The following is a 23,569-nucleotide window of genomic DNA, read 5'->3' on the forward strand; positions in this document are numbered from 1 at the left end:
TGCCGTATCTATTCAGTACGGATTGATCCATGTCCTCTCGCGAAATCCGCATCGCCACCCGTAAAAGTGCCCTGGCCTTGTGGCAGGCCGAATACGTCAAAGCACGTCTGGAGCAGGCCCACCCTGGTCTCACGGTGACCCTGGTGCCCATGGTCAGTCGCGGCGACAAGCTGCTCGACTCGCCACTGTCGAAGATCGGCGGCAAGGGGTTGTTCGTCAAGGAACTGGAAACCGCACTGCTCGAAAACGAAGCTGACATCGCCGTGCATTCGATGAAAGACGTGCCCATGGACTTCCCTGAAGGCCTGGGCCTGTTTTGCATCTGTGAGCGCGAAGACCCGCGTGATGCCTTCGTTTCCAACACGTATGCCTCTTTGGATGAGCTGCCCCTGGGGAGTATCGTCGGTACGTCGAGCTTGCGCCGCCAGGCACAACTGCTCACCCGCCGCCCGGACCTGCAGATCCGCTTCCTGCGCGGCAACGTCAACACCCGTCTGGCGAAGCTGGATGCCGGCGAATATGACGCGATCATCCTCGCGGCGGCGGGCCTGATCCGCCTGGGCTTCGAAGACCGTATCACCTCGGCCATCAGCGTCGAGGACAGCCTGCCCGCCGGTGGGCAAGGCGCCGTTGGCATTGAATGCCGTACCGCCGACACAGAAATCCACGCCCTGCTCAAACCCCTGGATCACCAGGACACCGAAGTGCGCGTCACGGCCGAGCGCGCCCTGAACAAGCACCTCAACGGTGGCTGCCAGGTGCCGATCGCCTGCTACGCCGTGCTTGAAGGTGAAAACCTGTGGTTGCGTGGCTTGGTCGGCGATCCGGAAGGCGGCACCCTGCTGACCGCTGAAGTGCGTGGTCCGCAGCGTGACGCCACAGCCCTGGGTATCCAGGTGGCTGAAGAGCTGCTGGAAAAGGGCGCCGGCGCCATTCTGCAAAAAGTCTATGGCGAGGCCGGTCCGCAGTGACCGAATGGCGTGTGCTGCTGACGCGGCCTGCCGAGGACTCGATGGCCCTCGCGGCCACGTTGTCCGAAACGGGTATCTTCAGCAGCAGCTTGCCGTTGCTGGACATTGAGCCGCTGCCTGTCACTCCTGAACAGCAGGCCGTCTTCTGTGGTCTGGACCGCTACTGTGCGGTGATCGTCGTCAGCAAACCTGCCGCGCGCCTGGCCGTGCAGCAGCTGGGGCGGGCGGGGAAGCAACTGCCGTGGTTCAGTGTCGGCGCCGCCACCGCGCAGGTCCTGGCTGATCACGGCCTCAACGTTCACTACCCACCGACTGGCGATGACAGCGAGGCCTTGCTTCAATTGCCTGCGTTGCGCGAGGCTATCGCACGCCCCGATGCCCAGGTGTTGATCCTGCGGGGTGAGGGCGGTCGCGAACTGCTGGCGGAGCGTTTGCGCGAGCAAGGTGCTAGTGTCGACTATCTGGAGTTGTATCGCCGTTTCCTGCCGGCCTACGACGCTGGTGTGCTGATGCAACGCATCCAGTTGGAACGCTTGAACGGCTTGGTGGTCAGCAGTGGGCAGGGTTTTTTGCACCTGCAAGCCCTGGCCGGAGCCGATTGGCCACAGGTGGCACAGCTGCCGTTGTTCGTGCCGAGCCCGCGAGTCCAGGAAATGGCGCGGGCCGCTGGCGCAGAAAAAGTTGTGGATTGTCGCGGTGCGAGTGCCGCGGCTTTGTTAGTGGCGATACGGAGCTATCCCGTTCCCACTCTCTGAAACGCAAAGGACGGATACGTGAGCGAAACAGCCTTGCCTAAAGATGAAACCCAACCCGCACTTGATGCGCCGGTTGAGTCACCGGTCACCTTGCCGCGCCGTGGCAATGGCCTGGCAATCGTCGCCCTGCTGCTCGGCGTAGCCGGTGTTGCCGCTGGCGGCTGGGGTATCTGGCAGGTCCGCGCCCTGCAGGCCAGCAGCCAACAACAGTTGGGCCAAGTGCAGACCCTTGATGACCAGTCCCAGTCCCTCAAGCAAAGCCAGCAACAACTGGCCGCGCGCCTGGCGCAATTGCCGGGTGCAGATGAGCTGGAGGAACGCCGTCGCTTGGTGGCCCAGTTGCAGGGTGACCAGCAGAAGCTGAGCCAGCGCCTGGAAACCGTACTGGGCTCCAGCCGCAAGGATTGGCGACTGGCCGAGGCCGAACACTTGATTCGCCTGGCGAGCTTGCGACTGTCCGCCCTTCAAGATATCAACAGCGCCCAGGCGCTGGTGCAGGGGGCCGACGAGATTCTGCGTGAGCAAAGCGATCCAGGCTCTTACGCCGCCCGTGAACAATTGGCCAAGAGCCTTGCCGCGCTGCGCAGCACCGAGCAGCCGGACCGTACCGGGCTATACCTGCAACTGGCGGCCCTGCGTGACCAGGTCGTGCAATTGGCGGCCATTGCCCCTGAGTATCAACTGACCGACCCCACTTCCGAAGGGCGCCCGACCACCGATACGCAAAGCCGCTGGAGCCAGTGGTGGGAGCAGATTTCCCGTTACTTCCGCATCGACTTCAACCCCGACGATAACATCCGTCCACTGCTGGCCGGCCAGGGTCTGAACCAAGTGCGCCTGGCCCTGAGCCTGGCCCTGGAGCAAGCGCAATGGGCGGCGCTCAATGGTGAATCGGCCGTCTATAGCCGCTCGCTGGGCGAGGCGCGCAGCGTGTTACAGGACAACTTCAACCAGGACAACCCGCAGAGCAAGGCGATGCTGGCGCGTATCGCCGAGCTTGAGCCCAAGGCCGTGTCGGTGGTGACGCCGGACCTGGCCGCAAGCCTGGCTGCCGTGCAGGCGTACCTTGAGCGTCGTCATCTGTCTGCCGACGAAGCCAAGGCGGCGGCGACGTCGGCGAAGCAGGAGTAGAGCCGATGAAACGTTTCTATGTGATCCTGGTGCTGGCGATTGCAATCGCGCTGGCGCTGGCAGTAGGCATTTCGAAACACACCGGCTACGTGCTGATTACCTACCCGCATGTGCTGCATTACGAATCGAGCCTTTGGGCAACTGTGGTGGCGGTATTTGCCTTCGGTTTGGCCATCTACCTGATCCGCGTACTGGTGAGCCTGGTTACCACGTCCGGTGGTGTGGTCAACCCGTGGTCGCGACGTAATCGCAGTCGTCGCGTGCAGATCGCCATCGAGCAAGGCCAGATGGACCTCGCCGAAGGCCGCTGGGCCAGCGCCGAGCGCCACCTGCACCGAGCCGCCGAAGCCGAGCGTCAGCCACTGCTGTACTACCTCGGCGCGGCCCGTGCCGCGAATGAGCAGGGGCGGTATGAAGAGTCCGACGGCCTGCTGGAGCGCGCCTTGGAGCGTCAACCCCAGGCCGAGCTGGCGGTTGCCTTGAGCCATGCGCAACTGCAATTGGACCGTGGCGACAGCGACGGTGCACTGATCACCTTGCAGGCAATGCACGAACGTCATCCCCATAACGCGCAGGTGTTGCGTCAATTGCAACGCCTGCATCAGCAGCGCGGTGATTGGTCGTCGGTGATTCGCCTGCTGCCGGAACTGCGCAAGGACAAAGTGCTGCCCGCCAGCGAACTGGCCGAGCTTGAGCGCCGTGCCTGGGGTGAGAACCTGAGCCTCGCCGCCCAACGCGAAGAGCAGGGCGAAGCCGGCTTGCAGTCCCTTGAGCGGGCCTGGCAACAACTCACTTCTGCCCAGCGCCAGGAGCCGCAATTGGTGCTGGCCTACGCCGAGCAATTGCGCCAATTGGGCGCCGATGCCAAGGCTGAAGAAGCGTTGCGTGTCGCGATCAAGCGCGGCTACGACAGCCACCTGATCCGGCTATATGGCCTGTTGCGTGGCAGTGACCCAGCCCGGCAATTGAAGTTTGCCGAGGGTTGGCTCAAGGACCACCCAGGCGATGCCAGCCTGCTGCTGACACTGGGCCGCCTGTGTTTGCAAAACAGCTTGTGGGGCAAGGCGCGGGATTACCTGGAAAGCAGTCTGCAGGTGCAACGCAATCCTGAAGCCTGCGCCGAGCTGGCGCGATTGTTGGCCCAGTTGGGTGATACCGAGCGCAGTAATCAGCTGTTCCAAGAGGGCCTTGGGCTGCTGGATAACCGTCTGCTGGCGTCACCGCTGCCTGTCCCGGCTCGCGCTTGAGGTAGGAATGCCGACGAGGGTTGGCGCGGATATATCCGGCCGCCAACCTTCATGAGCTCCAAAATCGCTGCGTTAGAGCGTTTGTGGGTAAAGTCCGACGCTCAATGGCCTAAAGTCCTCCATCTTCTGGTGGGAAGTCCTTACCCTCTCGCGGAATCGTCTGCTCCAGCATGTATTGAAAGCGGTCAGGCCTTTCCTCTACCGTAGCGACCTATCTTTCGCGATGCGGATAAAGCATGTCTTTGGCCCCCTCACGCTCCTTGTTTTTCCTTGCGTTCCTGGCAGGTGTGCTGACGTTGGGCGCGTCTTTCTACCTGGAATTTGGCGCCTCGCTGCGTCCTTGCTTCCTGTGCCAGATGCAACGGGTATTCCTCGCCGCTTTCACCTTGATCAACCTGGTCGCTGCCCTGCATAACCCCAAGCGTTCTGTTCTCTGCCTGTACGGGCTGGCGAGCATGGGCTTTGCGTTGCTCGGTGCGATGACTGCCGTGCGCCAGGTATTGCTACAAAACGCCGCACCGGACCAGGCCGCTGACTGCTGGCCGAGCCTGCACTTCATGATCGAAAACCTGTCGCTTTGGCAGGCCCTGCAATTGACGGTCAAAGGCACGGTTGATTGCGTGGAGATCAACTGGACGCTGTTTGATTTGAGCCTGCCGGAGTGGAGCCTGCTGTTCTTCGTCGGGATGTTGATCCTGGGCGCCCTGCAATTTTCACGGCTGTTGTGGAGCCAACGTTTGCGCCCGGCGAGGCACTGAAAGCGGGTCGCATTTTGTAGGACGGGATTAAACACTTGTATGAACTTTCTGTCCTGCGTACCTTGAAGCCATAGTCATGCGGGCATAATCTGGCCCGCACGTGTTATTGAAACCGTTTGTTCGATGCGGCCTTGTCCGGTTGCTGCTTTATCCTTGAAGTGTTGCGCGGGCACCAGGCGGCAGCGCCCCTATAGGGAAGAGAGATCATCATGCTGGAAAGTTGTCAGAATGCTCAGGAACGCTGGGGTGGGGTGCACAAGCTGATCGACAGCTGGCTGAAGGCACGTCACGAACTGGTTCGGGCCTTTGATGCTCTCGGCGCCAAGCCCGAGGCACTGGCGGAGAACCGTGAACCGTTGCAGGATTTCTGCGGTGTGTTGGTGGACTACGTGTCAGCCGGCCATTTCGGCGTCTACGAACAGCTGACCAAGGAGGCCGAAGCCTTTGACGATCAGCGTGGCCTGGACTTGGCTGAGACCATTTACCCACGCATCGATGTCATCACCGAGAAGCTGCTGGCCTTCACCGACCTGTGTGATGCCGGAAACTGTGTTGCAGCAAAATTCAAAGAATTGGGTGCACTGCTGCATGAGCGATTCGAACTGGAAGATTGCTTGATCGAAGTGCTGCATAACGCTCACAAGGAAGAGTCTGCTACGCAGGCTTGAAGCTCGATCGCGATACAAAAAAACGGTGCGCATGACGCACCGTTTTTTATGGCCTCAGTGTCGGGTACCGAGCAACTCGATCTCGAACACCAGAGGGGTATAGGGCGGGATCAATTCGCCGGCACCGTCGGCACCATAGGCCTGGGCTGAGGGGATCACCAGGCGCCATTTCGCGCCCACTGGCATCTGCCGCAATGCACTGCTCCAGCCGCTGATCACGCTGTCCAGGCGGAACCACTGGGGTTGTGTGCTGTGGTCGAACACCGTCCCATCGGGCAATCGTCCCACGTACTTCACTTGGACTTGATCGCTGGCCGCTGGCTTCTCGCCAGTGCCGGGAGTGAGTTCGGTGAGCAGTATTCCATCCGCCAATTCGCGCACGCCTTTTACGGCTTTTTCCTTGCTCAGGAATTGTTGTTCGGCCGCGAGTGCTTTTTCGCTTTGCGGTGCCTGCGTATCGGCTTCGTTCTGTGCTTCGTGCTGGGCAAGAATCTGCTCGATGCGTGCGTTGTCCAGTGCCAATGGCTTGCCTTGATACGCTTGCTTGAGGCCGTCGATCAACGCTTGCAGCTGCAGGTCCGGAACCTCCTGGCGCAAGCGTTCGCCGAGGCTCGCACCCAGGCTGTAGGCGAGGTCATGTTGGTTTTGTTCAGTGGTTTTTGCCCGCGATTGCTCGCTCGCATTGGCCACTGATATTGCTAGACCAAGCACAAGAAAAAGGTAACGCGACATGGGTATTCTCCCGCCGAAAGTGCGACGGATTATGCCAGTGTGAACGGGTAAAAAGTCCCGCGTGTTTTCGTTATATCGATAAGAATTTTCGCGCGGTGCAACGCAAGGCAAACGATACTGTCAACATGCCCTAGCGGCGGTAAGAGCAGAGGGCTAGTATGAGCCGCACCCACGTCAGCCAGGAGGTAAACCATGTCGGCCAAACAGAAGCCTGTTAATACCCCGTTGCATTTACTCCAACAACTTTCGGGCAGCTTGCTCGAACATCTGGAAAGCGCCTGTTCCCAAGCGTTGGCCGATGCAGAAAAGCTGCTCGCCAAGCTGGAAAAACAACGCGGTAAAGCGCAAGAAAAGCTGCACAAATCCCGCACCAAACTGCAAGACGCCGCTACTGCCGGCAAGGCCAAGGCTCAAGCCAAAGCCAAAGACGCTGTCAAAGAACTTGAGGACCTGCTGGACGCCCTCAAGGATCGCCAAGCTGAAACCCGCGCCTACATTTCCCAACTCAAAAAAGATGCTCAGGAAAGCCTGAAACTGGCACAGGGCGTTGGTCGTGTGAAAGAAGCCGTGGCTAAAGTGCTGGGCGCTCGTACCCCTGCCAAAGCTGTTGCAGCGAGCGCGGCTAAGAAGCCCGCGAGCAAAGCTGTTGTTGCCAAGGCACCGGCTAAAGCCGCAGCGAAACCTGCTGCCAAAACTGCTGCTGCGAAACCAGCCGCCAAGCCTGCTGCCAAAACCGCTGCTGCAAAACCAGCCGCCAAGCCTGCTGCCAAAACCGCTGCTGCAAAACCAGCCGCCAAGCCAGCTGCCAAAACCGCTGCTGCAAAACCAGCCGCCAAGCCAGCTGCCAAAACCGCTGCTGCGAAACCAGCCGCCAAGCCAGCTGCCAAAACCGCTGCTGCGAAACCAGCCGCCAAGCCTGCTGCCAAAACTGCTGCTGCGAAACCAGCCGCCAAGCCAGCTGCTAAAACCGCTGCTGCCAAACCAGCCGCCAAGCCAGCTGCTAAACCCGCTGCTGCAAAACCAGCCGCCAAGCCAGCTGCTAAAACCGCTGCTGCGAAACCAGCCGCCAAGCCAGCTGCTAAACCCGCTGCTGCAAAACCAGCCGCTAAGCCAGCTGCTAAACCTGCTGCTGCAAAACCAGCCGCTAAGCCAGCTGCTAAACCCGCTGCTGCCAAACCAGCCGCTAAGCCAGCCGCTAAACCTGCGGCTGCAAAACCAGCCGTTAAGCCAGCTGCTAAACCTGCTGCTGCAAAGCCAGCTGCTGCAAAACCAGCACCGGCCAAGCCAGCAACACCTGCTGCCGCCCCGGCAGCGTCCACCGCACCCACTGCACCGGCCAGCAGCACGCCTGCTCCGACAGCGTCAAGCACCCCCCCAACCAGCGCTTCCTAAGTGCTGGTGACCTCGGCGCGCAGCTGCTGCAGCGCGCCGGGGTCAAGGTTGGCGGCATCCTCAGCCGCCAGTCCTTCCAGCCACCGCCGCTGATCCATCGCATCGCCAGTCGGCCACGTTTGCGCCAGTGCTTCCAGTCGCATCAGCAACTGTCGTTCGGCGTCCAACTCCAGGGCCTTGACCCGCTCGCGCAACCCCGCCAGAGCTTCATCCTGCTGCGCCATGCCGCGCCAGTGCGTGCGTATTTGACGTAACGGTTCGATCACCTGTGTCTGCCAAGGCCGGGCAATCTGTTTCAGCGCTTGCAGGCGCTCGGAGGTTGCTGCCACAGCGCGCTGCTCCAACCAGGCACCACACAGCAACAGGCACACGTCTGCGCCGTGTTCCTGCAAGCGCAGGCAAGCGGATTCGACGCCCGGACGGGCATAAGTCGTGAGGGCAAAGCTCCACAGGTCAGCGTACATATTCACACCCAAGCCAGCGGCCAACGAAGCTGGTAGACTCCGCCGCCATTATGATCCGACTTCAAAGCCTAACATTACAGCGTGGCCCGCAACGTCTTCTCGAAGACGCCGAGCTGACCCTGCACGCCGGTCACAAAGCCGGCCTGATCGGTGCCAACGGCGCCGGCAAATCCACGTTGTTCGCCTTGCTGCTGGGCGAGCTGACTCCAGACTCCGGGGATTGCTTGCTGCCGGCCGACTGGCGCATCGCCCATATGCGCCAGGAGATCGACACCCTGGACCGCATCGCGATCGATTACGTGCTCGATGGCGACCTGCGCCTGCGTCAGGTGCAACATGACCTGGCCGAGGCCGAGAAAGCCCAGGACGGCGCCGCCCAGGCCCGCCTGCATTCCGAGTTGGACAGCGCCGACGGCTACACCGCCGACGCCCGCGCCCGCAAGATGCTCGCCGGCCTTGGCTTTACCAACGAACAAATGGACCGCCCGGTCGCCGACTTCTCCGGCGGCTGGCGCATGCGCTTGAACCTTGCGCAGGCGCTGATGTGCCCGTCGGACTTGTTGCTGCTCGACGAACCGACCAACCACTTGGACCTCGATGCGATCCTGTGGCTGGAAGACTTCCTCAAGAATTATCAGGGCACTTTGCTGCTGATCTCCCACGACCGGGATTTCCTCGACGCCGTGGTCGACAACATCGCCCACGTCGAACAGAAGAAAATCACGCTCTACCGTGGCGGCTACACCGCATTCGAACGCGCCCGTGCCGAACGCCTGGCCCAGCAACAACAGGCCTACGAGAAGCAGCAGGCGCAGCGCGCGCACATGGAAAGCTACATTGCCCGCTTCAAGGCCCAGGCCACCAAGGCCCGTCAGGCCCAGAGTCGGATCAAGGCCCTGGAGCGCATGGAGGAGCTGTCGGCGGCTCACGTTGATTCGCCGTTCGACTTCGTGTTCCGCGAGTCGGTGAAGATCTCCAGCCCCTTGCTGGACCTTTCCGATGCGCGCCTGGGGTATGGCGACAAAACCATCCTGGAAAAAGTGAAGCTGCAACTCACGCCAGGTGCACGCATCGGATTGCTCGGGCCTAACGGTGCGGGCAAGTCGACGCTGATCAAGAACCTGTCCGGCGAGCTTTCGCCCCTGTCCGGCCGCCTGACCCGTGGCGAGAACACCGTGGTGGGCTACTTCGCCCAGCACCAACTGGACTCCCTGGACTCCAAGGCCAGCCCATTGCTGCACTTGCAGCGCCTGGCGCCGACCGAGCGCGAGCAGACCCTGCGCGACTTCCTGGGTGGCTTCGACTTCCGTGGCGCGCGCATCGATGAGCCGGTGCTGAACTTCTCCGGCGGCGAAAAAGCCCGCCTGGCCCTGGCGCTGATCGCCTGGGACCGCCCGAACCTGCTGCTGCTCGATGAACCGACCAACCACCTGGACCTGGAAATGCGCCTGGCGCTGACCATGGCCTTGCAAGAGTTCAGCGGTGCGGTGCTGGTGGTGTCTCACGACCGCCACTTGCTCAAGAGCACCACGGATAACTTCCTGTTGGTGGCCGACGGTAAAGTCGAAGAATTCGACGGTGACCTGGATGACTACGCGCGCTGGCTGACGGATTACCGCCTGCGCAACGCGCCGGTCAGCAACACCCCGGTCAACCCCGACAAGACCGACAAGAAAGCCCAGCGTCAGGCTGCCGCTGCGTTGCGCCAACAATTGGCGCCGCACAAGCGTGAAGCCGATAAGCTGGAAGCCGAGTTGGGCATGGTGCACGAGCGCCTGGCCAAGATCGAGACCAGCCTGGGCGACAGCGCCATCTACGAAGCTGCCCGCAAGGATGAATTGCGCGACCTGCTGGCCGAACAGGCCAAGCTCAAGGTGCGTGAAGGGCAATTGGAGGAAACCTGGATGGAAGCCCTCGAGCTGCTCGAAACCCTGCAAGCGGAGCTGGAGGCGCTGTCCTGATGGAAGCGTTGCAGCTGCCTATACCGACGCAGTGGGTCGAACCCGTGTGGGTCGGCGTGCAAATCCTGCTGATCCTGCTGGCCGGCTACCTCGCCCAGCGTTTTGTCGCCAAGGGCCTGACGCGCCTGGGTGAGCGTTACCCGTTCCCGCCACAACTGCTGATGCCGCTACGCGGTGGCCTGCGCTGGTTGATCATGGGCAGTGCGCTGATCTTTGTGCTGGGCCGCCTGGGGGTGTCTGCCACGGTATTGTGGACGGCGCTGTCGGGGTTTGTGGCGGTCGCCGCAGTGGCGTTCTTCGCCATGTGGTCGGTACTGTCCAACCTGCTGTGCGCCATTCTGATCTTCACCGTCGGGCCGTTTCGCCTCGGCGATATCGTCGAACTGGTGGATACCGTCGACAAACCTGGCGTGAAGGGCCGGGTCGTGGCGATCAACCTGCTCTACACCACGCTGGTTGAAGTGGCAGAGGCCGGTACCGACAGCGCGATGGTGCAAGTGCCCAACAGCTTGTTCTTCCAGCGCTCGGTGCGGCGTTGGCCAGGTACCCACGTGTTTCCGGGCGACCGCTAGCATTCACATCTTGTAAAAATCTATAGCCATCCTTTGGTCGGCGGAGTTAGCTTAAGGCACAACAGCAAACTCCCTCCTGAGGTGTGTAATGGCACTCGATACGTGGCTGGCCTTTTTCCTGGCCAGTTGGATCATCTCCCTTTCTCCTGGTGCTGGCGCCATCGCCTCGATGTCCAGTGGCCTGCAATACGGTTTCCTGCGCGGTTACTGGAATGCCATCGGCCTGCAACTGGGCCTGGCGATGCAGATAGCTGTGGTTGCTTGCGGCCTGGGTGCCATTCTGGCGACGTCCTCTACCGCCTTTTATGCGATCAAATGGTTTGGCGTGGCGTACCTGGTGTACTTGGCCATCAAGCAATGGCGCGCCCTGCCCATGGACATGACCGATGACGCGGCGGTGCGCCCGATCGGCAAGCCGATGGCGATGATGTTCCGTGGTTTTCTGGTCAATGCCAGTAACCCCAAGGCACTGGTGTTCATGCTGGCGGTGCTGCCGCAGTTCGTGAACCCGCAGGCGCCGCTGCTGATCCAGTACCTGATCCTGGGCGCGACGATGATCTGCGTCGATATGGTCGTGATGGCAGGGTATACGGGGCTGGCGTCGAAGGTGTTGCGACTGTTGCGTACGCCTAAGCAGCAGAAGCGCATGAACCGTACGTTTGCCGGGTTGTTTGTCGGCGCTGCGGGCTTCCTGGCCAGCTTGCATCGCGCCACAGCTTAACTGCCAAAACCGGATCAAAAATGTGGGAGCTGGCTTGCCTGCGATGCAAGCGCCGCGGTTTAACTGATACGCCGCGGTGATGCTATCGCAGGCAAGCCAGCTCCCACATTGGTTTGTGTTGCTTGTGAAATCGGGTTTCAGCGCAGGATTCTTGGCGCTTCATCCCTTGGCAGGTTGTTGCGCAGCGGCGGTTGGCCAGGCTCTTGATACCCGCCACCCAACTGTTCCGCCAATTGCCTGGCCACATCCTTACCCAAGGCATTCGACACTTCCTTGACCACGCGCGGCCGGTTCAGGCTTACGCGTACGTCACGGCTGTTCACCAGCTTAGTGTCCTGGCCTTCACCCATGGCGGTAAACGCCGAGGTGATTTCGTAGGTGCGCGTGTTGATCAGGCTGAAATCGGCCACCAGCGTCAGGCCCAGTACGGCCGAATAGCTGTTGGTATGGTCCAGGGCGTTGATGTCCTGGGTGAAGTCGATGTCTGACAGCGTGCCGAACAGCACGTAGTCTGCACCCTTGAAGTTACCGGCCTTGATGCGCTTGATCACGTCGTAGACGTCACCCTTGGCATCGGCGGTGTAAGGCGTGCCTTGCACCAGCTGGAACTGCCGGGACTTGAGAATCTCGCCCTTGATATCGCCGCTGAATTTACGCAGCTCGGTCTGTTCGATGTAGCTGGTACGGCTTTCGTACTCGCTGTAGTTCGACGCACCGCTGGCGTGGTAGGCGCTTGCCTGGAAGTTGTTGCTCGCCGAAACCTGGTGGATGTATTCCTCGACCCGCGCCTCGTAGGCCAGGTCGGTTACCGCGATCTTCGGGGCGGCCGAGGCGCCAAAGGCGCACAGCAGGCCGATCATGCCGATCCATGCACGCATTGCTTAGCGCTCCGTGGTTTTGCGGATTTCTTTTTCGTCCATCCATTCGGCCAGGCCGCTCTCGACGTCGATCAGCTGCAGGCTGAATTTGTAGAACACGTCCTTGTAGTCCGAGCTGCGCTTGACGATGGAGCTGATGGAGCCTTCCAGGCGGTACTTGGCGGCGACCATGTTGCCGGTCTTGCTGACGGTCGACTTCTTGTACAGGCCGCTTTGGTTCTGCAGCTTGAGCTGGTCAACCTGGCTCTGCATGTCGGTGTTGTCGCTGGCAAAGCGTGCGGTGCCGGTCTTCATCAGCTGGGTCTTGATCGACGTGGTGATTTCGCGGGTATCGATGTACTCGCTGGTCTTGTTCTTCACGTCGTACACCTGCACCACCGGGCGGCCTTGCAGGATGCCGGACTGGGCGAGGGAGCGGGTCATGCTTTCGGCGATCATCTGCAGGTCGGTGGAGCCGAACTCGTTGGTCACCAGTTCCACGGCCTTGGTGTCGCCGTAGCTGATGTTCTTACCGCCCAGGACCGGGGAGGTGTTGGCGCAGCCGCTGGCCAGGACGGCGACGACGGCAAGGATCGAGAAGCGTGCAAACATTGGGAAATCTCTCAGCAGCAAAAAGGATGGACGGCTCAAGGGGTTTTCACTTCAAGACGGAAGTCCGCCGCCTGCGGCAAATTGGCAATCGCAGGCAGGAAGGTCGCCTGGTTGGCGTATAGGTTCAGCACTTTCCAGGTTTCTTCGTCGCCCACCGGGAAGCCGTCGGCACCCAGCCAGGCAAAGCGGTAGTACATCATCTGGTTGCTGCTGGTGATGTTGCTCAACTGCACCTTGGCGGTGAGGAAGCCGTTTTCGCGGGCCACACGGATGGCACCGACGGCAATGCCCTTGAACTTGCCCATCACCACGATTTTGCTCGCGGCGCTGCCGGGTTCCGGTGGCGGCGGGGTGGCGCAGCCGGCCAGCAGGACCAGCGCGAGGGCGCCGAGGATGAAATGACGCATAGCGTGCTCCTTAAGGTTGTTTGAGGGCGATGGCCTGGTTGGCGGTGCTTGGCACCACATGGGCGGCCAGGCCGCCGGCGAATACCTGGTTGCCGACCACGCGCAGGGTGATGACCTGGTAACGCTGATCGGCCTTGACCGTCACCAGCGTGCCGCCCAGGGCGTTGGGCAGGCTGACCTGATGCTCGCCGTGCTTGAGGCGCAGGCGAGTCACCTGGGTCATGTCCGGCAGGGTGCGCCAGGTGCGGGTGTCGGCGCCTTCGGTGACGGCCGAGGCGATACCCAATACCAGGCCCGCCATGGGGTTGGTCTTGTTTAGGTTGTTTTGCGCCACGCCACGGGTGACTGCACGCACGGTGGTGCGCAGGATGATGCCTGGCATGTCGTCGCGCAGGGCGCGGCGGGACATGGCCGTAGTGCTGTTGAGTGCGGTGAGGTTCTGTTGCTGGCCGTCGACGCCAATCTGCGCGAAGGGCGCGGTCGAGGTATCAGCCTTGATCACCGGGAACGACAGTGGGGTGATCACCAGATTGCCGTTGATCGGGATCGGCAGCGGCAGGCGAATGGAGTCGCGGGCCGGTGCCAGGCCGCTCTGCACCACGATCAATACGTCGGTTTCATCGGCGCCGACCTTGGATTTGTCCAGGTCCAGCAGCGCCTTTTCCAGTAAGGGCGTGTTGGGGCGCAGTTCGGCGGCCTTGCGGTAGCCGGGGGCTGCCAGGTCTTTTTCACCCAGGGCTTCGTAGACGAAGCCGGCCAGGTAGTGGCTGAACGCACTCTGGTAGCTGTTTTTGAGTCCGACCACTTCCGGCGCGTCCAGGGCTTCCACCGGGTAGCCGCGCAGGTCTTTCATCTGGGTGGTCACGCCTTCACGCTGGGCTTCGTCCTCGCGCTTGAGGTATTCCTTGTCGCGCAGGTCGGCGATCACCGCTTCGCGCTCGTGGGTCTTCTTGATTTCGGTGCGCGCGCCGTCGAAGTCGTTCAGGGCCAGCAGGTTCAGGGCCATCTGCGTGGTCAGCATGACCTTTTCATAGTCATAGCCTTCGTAGCGACGCACCTTGTCGTTGGCCAGGAAGCTGCCGAACTGGGCAAGGTACTTGGCGCTGTCAAACTTGACCGATTCTTCCCACTTGTAGACTTGCAGGTCGGCGCTGCGCCAGGCGGTCTGGCTGCCGGCCAAGTCACCCTTGGCACGCAGCAATTCGCCCTTTTCGAAGAAATAGAGCAAGTCCTTGTCATCGCCGGTGTTGTTCTTTTCCAGCAGGGTCAGGGCGGCATCGACATTGCCGGTGACCAGTTGCTGATTGGTTGCTTGCAGCTCGGTGTCATAGCTGCGGAACATCGAACAGCCGGACAACAAGGTCACCGCTGCGAGCGCGAGCGAAGGTAAGGCGCGAAATGCCATGCAGACTTCTTCCCTGAACGTATCAACCAATGTGGTTATTCCTCATAAAAACGAGGAACGAAATTCCCTTTCGCACTAACAGGGCGCGGCATTATAAGCGTCATTACTGGCAAAACAATGGCTTTTTGCCTCGATCAAGTCGACTAAAGAGCCACCATCTGCTCCTGAATTCCCCGCCTTCACCTACGACAAATCACTTACGCCTTGAGTCAAACCTCTTAAACCTCAACAATGTGTTACTTCGTATTTCCCTTTGAGATTCGTTCATGACTGCCCCCTTCCGTTTTCTCGCCTGGCTGATGCTGCCGGCGTTGATGTCGTGCAGCTTCAACCTGTTGGCCGCGACTGCCGAGGGCGCCCCACAAGCCCTGCATTTGCTGGACTACATTGGTGCTGACTATCCTCCGACGGTGGAGGCGGGCAAGGTTATCGACGAATCCGAATACCGCGAACAACTGGAGTTTCTCGGCGTGTTACAGGGCTTGGTGGCAGAACTGCCGCAACGCCCGGAGCGCGCGGCGTTGGTCAAAGGCGTCGACGAACTGTTAGCGGCTGTAACTGCCCATCAGGACGGCGCGACAGTCGCTCGCCAGGCCCGTCAATTGGGCGCTCAGTTGGCCGTGGCCTATGAAGTTAGCCAGGCCCCGGCGATCACCCCTGATCCCACGCGCGGTGCGCCGCTCTACGCCCAGCATTGCTCGGTGTGCCATGGCACAGCGGGTGCCGGTGATGGCCCAGCCAGCGTGGGCATGACGCCGCCGCCCGCCAACCTGCGGGACGCCGTGCGCCTGGATCGCCTGAGCCTCTACGCGATCTACAACACCCTCGGCCTGGGTGTCGAAGGCACCGACATGCCGTCCTTCGCCGACCAACTGGACGACCGTCAGCGCTGGGACCTGGCCACCTACATTGCCAGCTTCACCGCTGACCCGGCCGACGCGAAAAGCGAGCAACCGTTCAACCTCGCCGACCTGGCTCGCCAGACCCCCAATGAAGTGCTGGCCGCAAGCGGTCCGGCGGCCGCTGCGACGTTCCGTGCCCAGCGTGCGCAACCGCCACAGGTCAAGCGTGGCCCGGCGCAGTTGCTCGACTACACCGCCACCACCCTAGACAAGAGCCTGGCGGCATTCCAAAACGGTGATCATGAGCAGGCCTACGACCTGTCGGTGGCCGCGTACCTGGAAGGTTTCGAGCTGGTTGAAAGCTCCCTGGACAACGTCGACGCCAACGTGCGCAAGGACACTGAGAAGGCGCTGATGGCCTACCGGCAGTCGTTGCAGGACGGTTTGCCGGTCGAGCAGGTGCAACAACGGCTGGACGTGGCCAAGGGCAAGCTCACCGAATCCGCCGGCTTGCTGGGCAGTGATGGCCTGAGTTGGTCGTTGAGTTACATCTCCGGCTTGCTGATCCTGCTGCGTGAAGGCCTCGAAGCGATCCTGGTGCTGGCTGCGATCCTCGCGTTCCTGCGCAACACCGGCCAGCAGTCGGCGGTGCGCAGCGTCAACGTGGGTTGGGGCCTGGCGTTGCTGGCGGGTCTGGCGACGTGGGCGTTGGCGGCGTATGTGATTGACGTCAGCGGTGCCCAGCGCGAATTGCTGGAAGGCTGCACGGCCCTGTTTGCCAGCGTGATGGTGCTGTGGCTCGGCGTGTGGATGCACGACCGCCGCCACGCAGCAGCATGGCAGGACTACATCAAGAGCAGCCTGGTGGGCGGCGGCGGGCGGTTCGGCTTTGCGATGCTGGCGTTCTTTTCGGTGTACCGCGAGCTGTTCGAAGTGATCCTGTTCTACGAAACCCTGTGGCTGCAAGCCGGCCCCGCCGGGCACAACGCGGTGCTGGCCGGTGGTGCCACGGCGCTGGTGCTGTTGGTGGGCCTGGCGTGGGTGATCCTGCGTGGTTCGGCGAAGCTGCCGCTGGCGTTGTTCTTCGGGATCAACGCGGCATTGCTGTGTGCGCTGTCGGTGGTGTTTGCCGGGCATGGCGTGAAGGCGTTGCAGGAAGCCGGAATCTTCGGCACGCGGCCGGTGGCGTTCTTTGATTTCGATTGGCTGGGCATCCACGCCGATGCGTACTCGTTGAGTGCACAGGCGGTGGCGATCCTGGCGATTGTGGTGCTGTACGGCCGCAGCCGCTTGGCCGAGAAGCGCCGGGCGGTGGCTTGAGCATGCGGGTCTGGATCGATGCCGACGCCTGCCCTCGGGCAGCCAAGGACCAGGTGGTGAAGTTTGCCCTCAAGCGGCAGTTCGAGGTGGTGCTTGTGGCCGGGCAGAGTCAGATTAAGCCGAGCTTTGCCTGTGTGAAGCTGATCGTGGTGCCCAGCGGCCCGGATGCCGCAGACGACTACCTGGTGGAGCACGCGGTGCCCGGCGAGCTGGTGATCTGCAGCGATGTGCCGCTGGCCGACCGCTTGGTGAAGAACGGCGTCACGGCCCTCGATCCACGCGGCAAGGAATTCAGCCCGGCGAACATGAGCGAGCGCTTGGCAGTGCGCAACCTGTTCACTGATCTGCGTGAGCACGGCCAGATGGGGGGTGGGCCACCGCCTCATGGCGAGAAGGAGAAGCAGGCGTTTGCCAATGCGCTGGACCGGATCCTGACGCGGTTAATGCGCCAGGCCTGAGCCTGTGGGGTGGGCGTCATGGCGCAAGCCCGCTCACCACAACTAGCGACTTGCCACAGTGAGAGGGCTAATCAGTCGTTCTCGTGGGTCAGTTCCAGCACCCGGTCCACCAGCTTGTTGATCCCTGAAGCGACCTCGCTGATGTTCTTGCCGAGCATATAGGCCGGCGTGCTCACCAGTTTGCGTGCCTTGTCTTCGACGATATCTTCCACCCCGCATTCCTGGTGAGTGGCGCCCATCTTGTCCAGCGCGGCGGCGGTGTCGGCGCAATTGCCGATGGTGCAGGTCACGCCCGGGCCATAGATCTTCGCCGCCAGGGCCGGGGAGATACAGATCAACCCCACAGGCTTGCCCGCTTCGGCAAACGCCTCGGCCAATTCCAGCACTTGCGGGTTGACGCTGCAGCCGGCGCCTTCCACGGCAAAGTTCGAGAGGTTTTTCGCCGCGCCAAACCCGCCGGGTACGATCAGTGCATCGAAGTCTTCGACGTTGGCCTCGCGGATGTCTTTCACGTCACCTCGGGCGATCCGCGCCGACTCCACCAGCACATTGCGTGATTCGGGCATTTCTTCGCCGGTGAGGTGGTTGATCACATGCAATTGCGCGATGTCCGGTGCGAAACATTGGACCTGAGCGCCGCGCTGGTCCAGGCGCAGCAAGGTGATCACGCTTTCGTGGATCTCTGCGCCGTCGTATACGCCGCAGCCGGAAAGGATCACTGCAATCTTTTTGCTCATGGGCATTTCTCCTGGGATTCTTGGCGTTAAATGTCTACTAATTTGTCATCTGTTGCCAATGGGATCTCGCGCCGCTGCACCTAATCTTGATGTAACAAAAATAGACCGGACCAGACCATGGACTTCGTGCCTTACGCGGTACCGTTTTTCATTGCGTTGATTGTCGTGGAGCTGCTTGCCGACCGTTGGCGCGGTGAACGCAACTACCGGGTGGCGGATGCCATCAACAGCCTCAGCACCGGTGTGCTGTCGACGACCACGGGGTTGCTGACCAAGGGCGTAGGGCTGTTGACCTACGCATTCGCCCTCAAGCATCTCGCCGTCATCGAACTGCCTGCCCAGAGCGTCTGGACCTGGGTGTTCGCGTTTGTGTTCTACGACTTCTGCTACTACTGGCTGCACCGCATGGGCCACGAACGCAACATCCTGTGGGCCGCGCACTCGGTGCACCACCAGAGCGAGGACTACAACCTCAGCACCGCACTGCGCCAGACCAGCACAGGCTTCCTGCTCAGTTGGATCTTCTACCTGCCCCTGGCCGTACTAGGTGTGCCATTGGTGGTGTTTATCAGCGTGGCGTCCCTTAACTTGCTGTATCAATTCTGGGTGCACACCCGGCATGTGCCGAAGCTCGGCTGGTATGAGTGGTTTTTCGTCACGCCGTCCAATCATCGGGCCCACCATGCACAAAACGCTCTCTACATGGATCGCAACTATGGCGGGGTGTTCATTATTTGGGACCGGCTGTTTGGCACCTTCCAGGAGGAAGACGACAACGAACCGGTGATTTTCGGTGTGACCACGCCCTTGGCCAGCTGGAATCCACTGTGGGCGAACCTGCAGTTCTATGCACAGTTGTGGAGTGACGCACGGCGCACCGAGAGTGGGTGGGACAAGCTGCGCATCTGGTTCATGCGCACCGGCTGGCGCCCGGCAGACGTGAAGGCCAAATACCCGTTGGCCAAACATGACTTGAGCCAGTTTCGCAAATTCGAAGTACCGTTGGATGTGCGCCAGCAGGTCTACATCGCCCTGCAGTTCGCGGCGTATGTGGGTTTTGGCAGCTATTTGATGAATTTCGGCGAAGGCTTGCCCGTGGCGGCGCTGATCCTGGGCTGGAGTGCGATGGCGCTGGGGTTGTTCACGTTGGGCGTGGCCCTGGAGAACCGGCCGTGGGCGTGGAAGGCTGAGCTTTTGCGGCTGGCGCTGAACGTGCCGCTGGTGTGGCTGGCGCCGTTGATCGGGCTATGGCCGGCCAGCAACCTGGGCTGGCTGGGCCTGCTGAGCTACAGCTTGCTCAGCGTGATCGGCCTCTACTGCTGCAGAAGCCGGTTTACTCGACTGGTGTCTTAGGGGCGTCTGTCTTAGGCGCTTCGAGCGGCACGGGCTCGGCGGCAAGCCGGGCCTTGGCGTCGGCACAGGCTTCACGGGCGATACGCGCGTTCTTGAAGCGACGGCGCAGCCACAGGCCGAAGCCCAGTACCAGCAATGCACCCAATACCCACAGTTCGTATTTCTTGACGCTGCCGAGCATACCTTCGAGCACGGCGCCGAAGTGATAAGCCGCCGCGCCGAGGGCGGCGGCCCAGATCGCTGCACCAATGCCATTGAGGATCAGGTAGCGCATCGGTGGGTAACCGGAAAGGCCAATCGCCACCGGCATGACGGTGCGCAACCCATACACGAAGCGGAAGCTCAGCACCCAGATATCCGGGTGCTTGCGAATGTGCTCCAGAGCCTTGTCGCCCATCAATTGCCAGCGTGGCTTGCGCGCCAACAGCTTGCGGCCATGCTTGCGTCCCATGTAGTACCAGAGCTGGTCGCCCGCGTAGCTGCCGAAAAACGCAACCACGACCACCAGGTTGATATCCATGTATCCACGGAACGCCAGGAAGCCTGCGAGCACCAAGATGGTCTCGCCTTCGAAGAAGGTCCCAAGGAAGAGGGCAAAGTAGCCGAAGTCATGCAGAAATTGTTGAAGCATGGTCTGGGTGCTGGCGAAATGAACGCGCAGCCTACGCCTTCGTGAACATTCATGAAAGTATCGAGATGTGTCACGAAGTGAACAATTCCTACATAAACGACGAATGCGACTACAGGTCGCATCGTTAAGCACAACTGTCATACCTTCGTCATAATGGCCGCTTATAACTGCAACGCTCGCCCGTGAACCCGGGCTCAGGAGTCTGTCGTGAGCTTTACCCCTGCCAATCGCCTGTTCCCCGCCACCCGTCTGCGTCGCAATCGTCGTGATGATTTTTCTCGCCGCCTGGTGCGCGAAAACGTGCTGACAACTAACGACCTGATTTTGCCGGTGTTTGTACTGGACGGGGAAAATCGTCGGGAAACGGTGGCCTCGATGCCCGGTGTAGAGCGCTTGACCATTGACCTGCTGCTTGAAGAGGCCGCCGGTTGGGTCGAGTTGGGGATTCCGGCATTGGCGCTGTTTCCGGTCACGCCGTCTGAACTCAAGTCCCTGGATGCTGCCGAAGCCTGGAACCCGGAAGGGATCGCCCAGCGCGCCACGCGTGCCCTGCGCGAGCGTTTCCCGGAGCTTGGGGTGATCACCGACGTGGCGTTGGACCCGTTCACCACCCACGGCCAGGATGGCATTCTTGACGAAGACGGCTATGTTCAGAACGACATCACTGTCGACGCGCTGGTCAAGCAGGCCTTGTCCCACGCAGCGGCAGGCGCCCAGGTAGTTGCGCCGTCGGACATGATGGACGGCCGCATCCAGGCGATCCGCGAGGCCCTGGAGCTGGCCGGTCACGTCAATGTGCGGATCATGGCCTACTCGGCCAAGTACGCCAGCGCCTATTACGGCCCGTTCCGCGATGCGGTGGGCTCGGCGCTGAACCTGGGTAAGGCCAACAAGGCCTCGTACCAGATGGACCCGGCCAACAGCCATGAAGCCCTGCACGAAGTGGCGGCCGACCTGGCCGAAGGCGCTGACATGGTGATGGTCAAGCCGGGGATGCCGTACCTGGACATCCTTTATCGGGTCAAAGAAGAATTCAAGGTGCCGACTTTCGTCTACCAGGTCAGCGGCGAATACGCGATGCACATGGCTGCAATACAGAATGGATGGCTGAGTGAAGGGGTGATCCTTGAATCCCTGACAGCCTTTAAACGCGCCGGGGCCGATGGCATCCTGACCTACTTCGCCGCCCGCGCCGCCCAATTGCTTAGAGAGCAACAATAGCCCTCACAGGAACATTCGATGAATACCGAAGGACTCACAGAAGTTGCCGTAAAAGACGCTCACCCGGTGGTTGAACAAGTCACCGAGACCCCGCCGGAGCACGAGCCCGCCGCACCTGCGGTGGTGGTCGAGCCGCCCGCGCCGGCCCCGGTGGTCGCGGTGACCAACCTGGATGACAGCAGCCTGTACATCCATCGCGAGCTGTCACAACTGCAATTCAACATCCGCGTGCTGGAGCAGGCGCTGGATGAGTCCTATCCGCTGCTGGAGCGGCTCAAGTTCCTGCTGATTTTCTCCAGCAACCTGGATGAGTTCTTCGAAATCCGCGTCGCCGGCCTCAAGAAGCAGATCACCTTCGCCCGCGAGCAAGCCGGCGCCGATGGCCTGCAGCCGCACCAGGCCTTGGCGCGCATCAGCGAGCTGGTACACGGCCATGTGGACCGCCAGTACGCGATTCTCAACGACATCCTGCTGCCGGAACTGGAAAAACATCAGGTCCGCTTCATCCGTCGCCGTCACTGGACCACCAAGATCAAGACCTGGGTGCGTCGTTACTTCCGCGACGAGATCGCGCCGATCATCACACCGATCGGCCTCGACCCGACTCACCCGTTCCCGTTGCTGGTGAACAAGAGCCTCAACTTCATCGTCGAACTGGAAGGGATCGACGCCTTCGGACGCGATTCGGGCCTGGCGATCATCCCGGCGCCGCGCCTGCTGCCACGGATCATTAAGGTACCGGAAGAGGTGGGGGGGCCTGGCGATAACTATGTATTCCTGTCGTCGATGATCCATGCGCACGCCGATGACCTGTTCCAGGGCATGAAGGTAAAAGGCTGCTACCAATTCCGCCTGACCCGTAACGCCGATCTGGCGCTGGACTCCGAAGACGTCGAAGACTTGGCCCGTGCCCTGCGCGGTGAGCTGTTCTCGCGGCGTTACGGTGATGCGGTGCGCCTGGAAGTGGCCGATACCTGCCCGAAACACCTGTCGGACTACCTGCTCAAGCAGTTCAACCTGGGCGAGACCGAGTTGTACCAGGTCAATGGCCCGGTGAACCTGACACGCCTGTTCAGCATCACCGGCCTGGACAGCCATCCGGAACTGCAATACACGCCGTTCACCCCCCAGATCCCCAAACTGCTGCAGAACAGCGAGAACATCTTCAGTGTGGTGAGCAAGCAGGACATCCTGCTGTTGCACCCCTTCGAGTCCTTCACCCCGGTGGTCGACCTGCTGCGCCAGGCTGCCAAGGACCCGCACGTACTCGCTGTACGCCAGACCCTGTACCGTTCCGGTGCCAACTCGGAAATCGTCGACGCCCTGGTCGACGCCGCGCGTAACGGCAAGGAAGTCACCGCGGTGATCGAGTTGCGTGCACGTTTTGACGAAGAATCCAACCTGCAACTGGCCAGCCGCCTGCAGGCGGCGGGCGCGGTGGTGATCTACGGTGTGGTCGGCTTCAAGACCCACGCCAAGATGATGCTGATCCTGCGCCGCGAAGCCGGTGAGATCGTGCGTTACGCCCACTTGGGCACCGGTAACTACCACGCCGGCAACGCCAAGCTCTATACCGACTACAGCTTGCTGACCTCCGACGATGCCTTGTGTGAAGACGTCGGCAAGCTGTTCAGCCAGTTGATCGGCATGGGCAAGACCTTGCGCATGAAGAAGCTGCTGCACGCGCCGTTCACCCTCAAGAAGGGCATGCTCGATATGATTGCCCGCGAGACCCAGTTCGCCCTGGACGGCAAGCCGGCGCACATCATCGCCAAGTTCAACTCGCTGACCGATCCGAAGATCATCCGCGCGCTGTACAAGGCCAGCCAGTCCGGCGTGCGTATCGACCTGGTGGTGCGCGGCATGTGCTGCCTGCGCCCTGGCATTGTCGGGGTGTCGCACAACATTCATGTGCGCTCGATCATCGGCCGCTTCCTGGAACACACGCGGGTGTTTTACTTCCTCAACGGTGGCGAAGAGCAGATGTTCCTCTCCAGCGCCGACTGGATGGAGCGCAACCTCGATAAGCGTGTAGAGACCTGCTTCCCGGTGGAGGGCAAGAAGCTGATCATGCGAGTCAAGAAGGAGCTGGAAAGCTACCTGACCGACAACACCCACAGTTGGAGCCTACAGTCGGACGGCCGCTACGTGCGCAACACGCCGACCGGCAACCAGAACCCGCGCAGTGCGCAGGCGACGTTGTTGGAGAAGTTGGGTAGCCCGATTCTGACGGTGAATTAAGGCTCGACTTTGCTGCATGAAAAACGGCCCTTTCGAGGGCCGTTTTTGTTTATTCGTGGGCTGTAGGAGCCGGCTTGCCGGCGATGACGTCAGTGCAGTCACCGCTAGGCGTG

The 23,569-nt window shown here is 61.2% G+C and carries 23 protein-coding genes; 15 read left to right on the forward strand and 8 right to left on the reverse strand.

Annotated elements, in window-relative coordinates; all coding sequences use genetic code 11:
- Nucleotides 1-29 precede the first annotated feature (29 nt).
- The 6 genes from hemC to AC0IYN_RS11495 all read left to right on the forward strand — a co-directional run bounded on the left by hemC (nucleotide 30) and on the right by AC0IYN_RS11495 (nucleotide 5,530).
- The gene (gene hemC, locus AC0IYN_RS11470; protein ID WP_078050681.1) at nucleotides 30-971 is read left to right on the forward strand and encodes a hydroxymethylbilane synthase; all 942 of its coding nucleotides are present in this window, start codon (nucleotides 30-32) and stop codon (nucleotides 969-971) included.
- Nucleotides 968-1,726, forward strand: a complete 759-nt coding sequence (locus AC0IYN_RS11475; RefSeq protein WP_471841472.1) for a uroporphyrinogen-III synthase — start codon at nucleotides 968-970, stop codon at nucleotides 1,724-1,726. The genes hemC and AC0IYN_RS11475 overlap by 4 nt, the downstream gene beginning before the upstream one ends.
- Nucleotides 1,727-1,744: 18 nt before the next feature.
- Nucleotides 1,745-2,857 carry a uroporphyrinogen-III C-methyltransferase gene (locus tag AC0IYN_RS11480; protein WP_457248457.1) on the forward strand — a complete coding sequence of 371 codons (1,113 nt, stop codon included), beginning with the start codon at nucleotides 1,745-1,747 and terminating at the stop codon, nucleotides 2,855-2,857.
- A gap of 5 nt (nucleotides 2,858-2,862) precedes the next feature.
- Nucleotides 2,863-4,104, forward strand: a complete 1,242-nt coding sequence (locus tag AC0IYN_RS11485; RefSeq protein ID WP_457267472.1) for a heme biosynthesis protein HemY — start codon at nucleotides 2,863-2,865, stop codon at nucleotides 4,102-4,104.
- 236 nt (nucleotides 4,105-4,340) lie between these two features.
- On the forward strand, nucleotides 4,341-4,862 hold the full coding sequence (locus tag AC0IYN_RS11490) for a disulfide bond formation protein B (protein WP_406598738.1): 522 nt from the start codon (nucleotides 4,341-4,343) through the stop codon (nucleotides 4,860-4,862).
- A 209-nt stretch (nucleotides 4,863-5,071) separates the two neighbouring features.
- Nucleotides 5,072-5,530, forward strand: a complete 459-nt coding sequence (locus tag AC0IYN_RS11495) for an Rsd/AlgQ family anti-sigma factor (RefSeq protein WP_078050678.1) — start codon at nucleotides 5,072-5,074, stop codon at nucleotides 5,528-5,530.
- Nucleotides 5,531-5,584: 54 nt separating this feature from the next.
- Here the strand turns inward: AC0IYN_RS11495 and AC0IYN_RS11500 are convergent, their stop codons facing one another.
- Nucleotides 5,585-6,262, reverse strand: a complete 678-nt coding sequence (locus AC0IYN_RS11500) for an FKBP-type peptidyl-prolyl cis-trans isomerase (RefSeq protein WP_471841475.1) — start codon at nucleotides 6,260-6,262, stop codon at nucleotides 5,585-5,587.
- Between the two features lie 192 nt (nucleotides 6,263-6,454).
- Between AC0IYN_RS11500 and AC0IYN_RS11505 the strand changes: the two genes are divergently transcribed.
- Nucleotides 6,455-7,654, forward strand: a complete 1,200-nt coding sequence (locus AC0IYN_RS11505; protein ID WP_471841477.1) for an AlgP family protein — start codon at nucleotides 6,455-6,457, stop codon at nucleotides 7,652-7,654.
- Here the strand turns inward: AC0IYN_RS11505 and AC0IYN_RS11510 are convergent.
- Entirely contained in the window at nucleotides 7,651-8,118 is a 468-nt protein-coding gene (locus tag AC0IYN_RS11510) for a TIGR02444 family protein (protein ID WP_471841479.1), read from the reverse strand. The two genes, AC0IYN_RS11505 and AC0IYN_RS11510, sit on opposite strands and share 4 nt — an antisense overlap.
- Nucleotides 8,119-8,168: 50 nt before the next feature.
- Between AC0IYN_RS11510 and AC0IYN_RS11515 the strand changes: the two genes are divergently transcribed.
- From AC0IYN_RS11515 to AC0IYN_RS11525, 3 genes are all read left to right on the forward strand, one after another.
- Complete coding sequence (locus AC0IYN_RS11515; RefSeq protein ID WP_471841480.1) at nucleotides 8,169-10,079, forward strand: ATP-binding cassette domain-containing protein; 1,911 nt, start codon at nucleotides 8,169-8,171, stop codon at nucleotides 10,077-10,079.
- On the forward strand, nucleotides 10,079-10,651 hold the full coding sequence (locus tag AC0IYN_RS11520) for a mechanosensitive ion channel family protein (protein ID WP_028618427.1): 573 nt from the start codon (nucleotides 10,079-10,081) through the stop codon (nucleotides 10,649-10,651). Before AC0IYN_RS11515 ends, AC0IYN_RS11520 begins: the two co-directional genes overlap by 1 nt.
- Nucleotides 10,652-10,739: 88 nt before the next feature.
- Complete coding sequence (locus AC0IYN_RS11525; RefSeq protein ID WP_028618426.1) at nucleotides 10,740-11,372, forward strand: LysE family transporter; 633 nt, start codon at nucleotides 10,740-10,742, stop codon at nucleotides 11,370-11,372.
- Nucleotides 11,373-11,509: 137 nt separating this feature from the next.
- On the opposite strand, the gene AC0IYN_RS11530 is transcribed toward AC0IYN_RS11525, so the two are convergent.
- From AC0IYN_RS11530 to AC0IYN_RS11545, 4 genes are read right to left on the reverse strand one after another with little or no spacing between them, the layout of a single operon-like run.
- On the reverse strand, nucleotides 11,510-12,250 hold the full coding sequence (locus AC0IYN_RS11530) for a penicillin-binding protein activator LpoB (RefSeq protein ID WP_457267897.1): 741 nt from the start codon (nucleotides 12,248-12,250) through the stop codon (nucleotides 11,510-11,512).
- A gap of 3 nt (nucleotides 12,251-12,253) precedes the next feature.
- Nucleotides 12,254-12,841, reverse strand: coding sequence for a penicillin-binding protein activator LpoB (gene lpoB / locus AC0IYN_RS11535; protein ID WP_015886479.1), 588 nt, complete (start codon nucleotides 12,839-12,841; stop codon nucleotides 12,254-12,256).
- 35 nt (nucleotides 12,842-12,876) lie between these two features.
- Nucleotides 12,877-13,248 (reverse strand): YcfL family putative periplasmic lipoprotein, encoded by a 372-nt coding sequence (locus tag AC0IYN_RS11540; protein ID WP_008439304.1) that lies wholly within the window; start codon nucleotides 13,246-13,248, stop codon nucleotides 12,877-12,879.
- A 10-nt stretch (nucleotides 13,249-13,258) separates the two neighbouring features.
- The gene (locus tag AC0IYN_RS11545; RefSeq protein WP_457267898.1) at nucleotides 13,259-14,653 is read right to left on the reverse strand and encodes a COG3014 family protein; all 1,395 of its coding nucleotides are present in this window, start codon (nucleotides 14,651-14,653) and stop codon (nucleotides 13,259-13,261) included.
- A 266-nt stretch (nucleotides 14,654-14,919) separates the two neighbouring features.
- On the opposite strand from AC0IYN_RS11545, the gene AC0IYN_RS11550 reads away from it, so the two are divergent.
- A complete protein-coding gene (locus AC0IYN_RS11550) occupies nucleotides 14,920-16,815 on the forward strand; it encodes an FTR1 family protein (protein ID WP_471841482.1) in 1,896 nt (631 codons plus the stop codon).
- 2 nt (nucleotides 16,816-16,817) lie between these two features.
- Nucleotides 16,818-17,273 (forward strand): YaiI/YqxD family protein, encoded by a 456-nt coding sequence (locus tag AC0IYN_RS11555; protein WP_471841484.1) that lies wholly within the window; start codon nucleotides 16,818-16,820, stop codon nucleotides 17,271-17,273.
- 71 nt (nucleotides 17,274-17,344) lie between these two features.
- Here AC0IYN_RS11555 and elbB read toward each other — a convergent pair whose 3' ends face one another.
- The gene (gene elbB / locus AC0IYN_RS11560; protein ID WP_099493190.1) at nucleotides 17,345-18,010 is read right to left on the reverse strand and encodes an isoprenoid biosynthesis glyoxalase ElbB; all 666 of its coding nucleotides are present in this window, start codon (nucleotides 18,008-18,010) and stop codon (nucleotides 17,345-17,347) included.
- Nucleotides 18,011-18,127: 117 nt separating this feature from the next.
- On the opposite strand from elbB, the gene AC0IYN_RS11565 reads away from it, so the two are divergent.
- Nucleotides 18,128-19,363 (forward strand): sterol desaturase family protein, encoded by a 1,236-nt coding sequence (locus tag AC0IYN_RS11565; RefSeq protein WP_406599130.1) that lies wholly within the window; start codon nucleotides 18,128-18,130, stop codon nucleotides 19,361-19,363.
- Here the strand turns inward: AC0IYN_RS11565 and AC0IYN_RS11570 are convergent.
- Nucleotides 19,344-19,994: a DedA family protein gene (locus AC0IYN_RS11570; RefSeq protein ID WP_457239367.1), complete on the reverse strand. Its 651-nt coding sequence runs from the start codon at nucleotides 19,992-19,994 to the stop codon at nucleotides 19,344-19,346. The two genes, AC0IYN_RS11565 and AC0IYN_RS11570, sit on opposite strands and share 20 nt — an antisense overlap.
- A gap of 207 nt (nucleotides 19,995-20,201) precedes the next feature.
- On the opposite strand from AC0IYN_RS11570, the gene hemB reads away from it, so the two are divergent.
- A complete protein-coding gene (gene hemB / locus AC0IYN_RS11575; protein ID WP_406599132.1) occupies nucleotides 20,202-21,215 on the forward strand; it encodes a porphobilinogen synthase in 1,014 nt (337 codons plus the stop codon).
- Between the two features lie 18 nt (nucleotides 21,216-21,233).
- Nucleotides 21,234-23,456, forward strand: a complete 2,223-nt coding sequence (gene ppk1 / locus AC0IYN_RS11580; protein ID WP_457239369.1) for a polyphosphate kinase 1 — start codon at nucleotides 21,234-21,236, stop codon at nucleotides 23,454-23,456.
- The last annotated feature ends 113 nt before the right edge of the window (nucleotides 23,457-23,569 follow it).

The organism is Pseudomonas sp. AC112 (assembly GCF_979253545.1).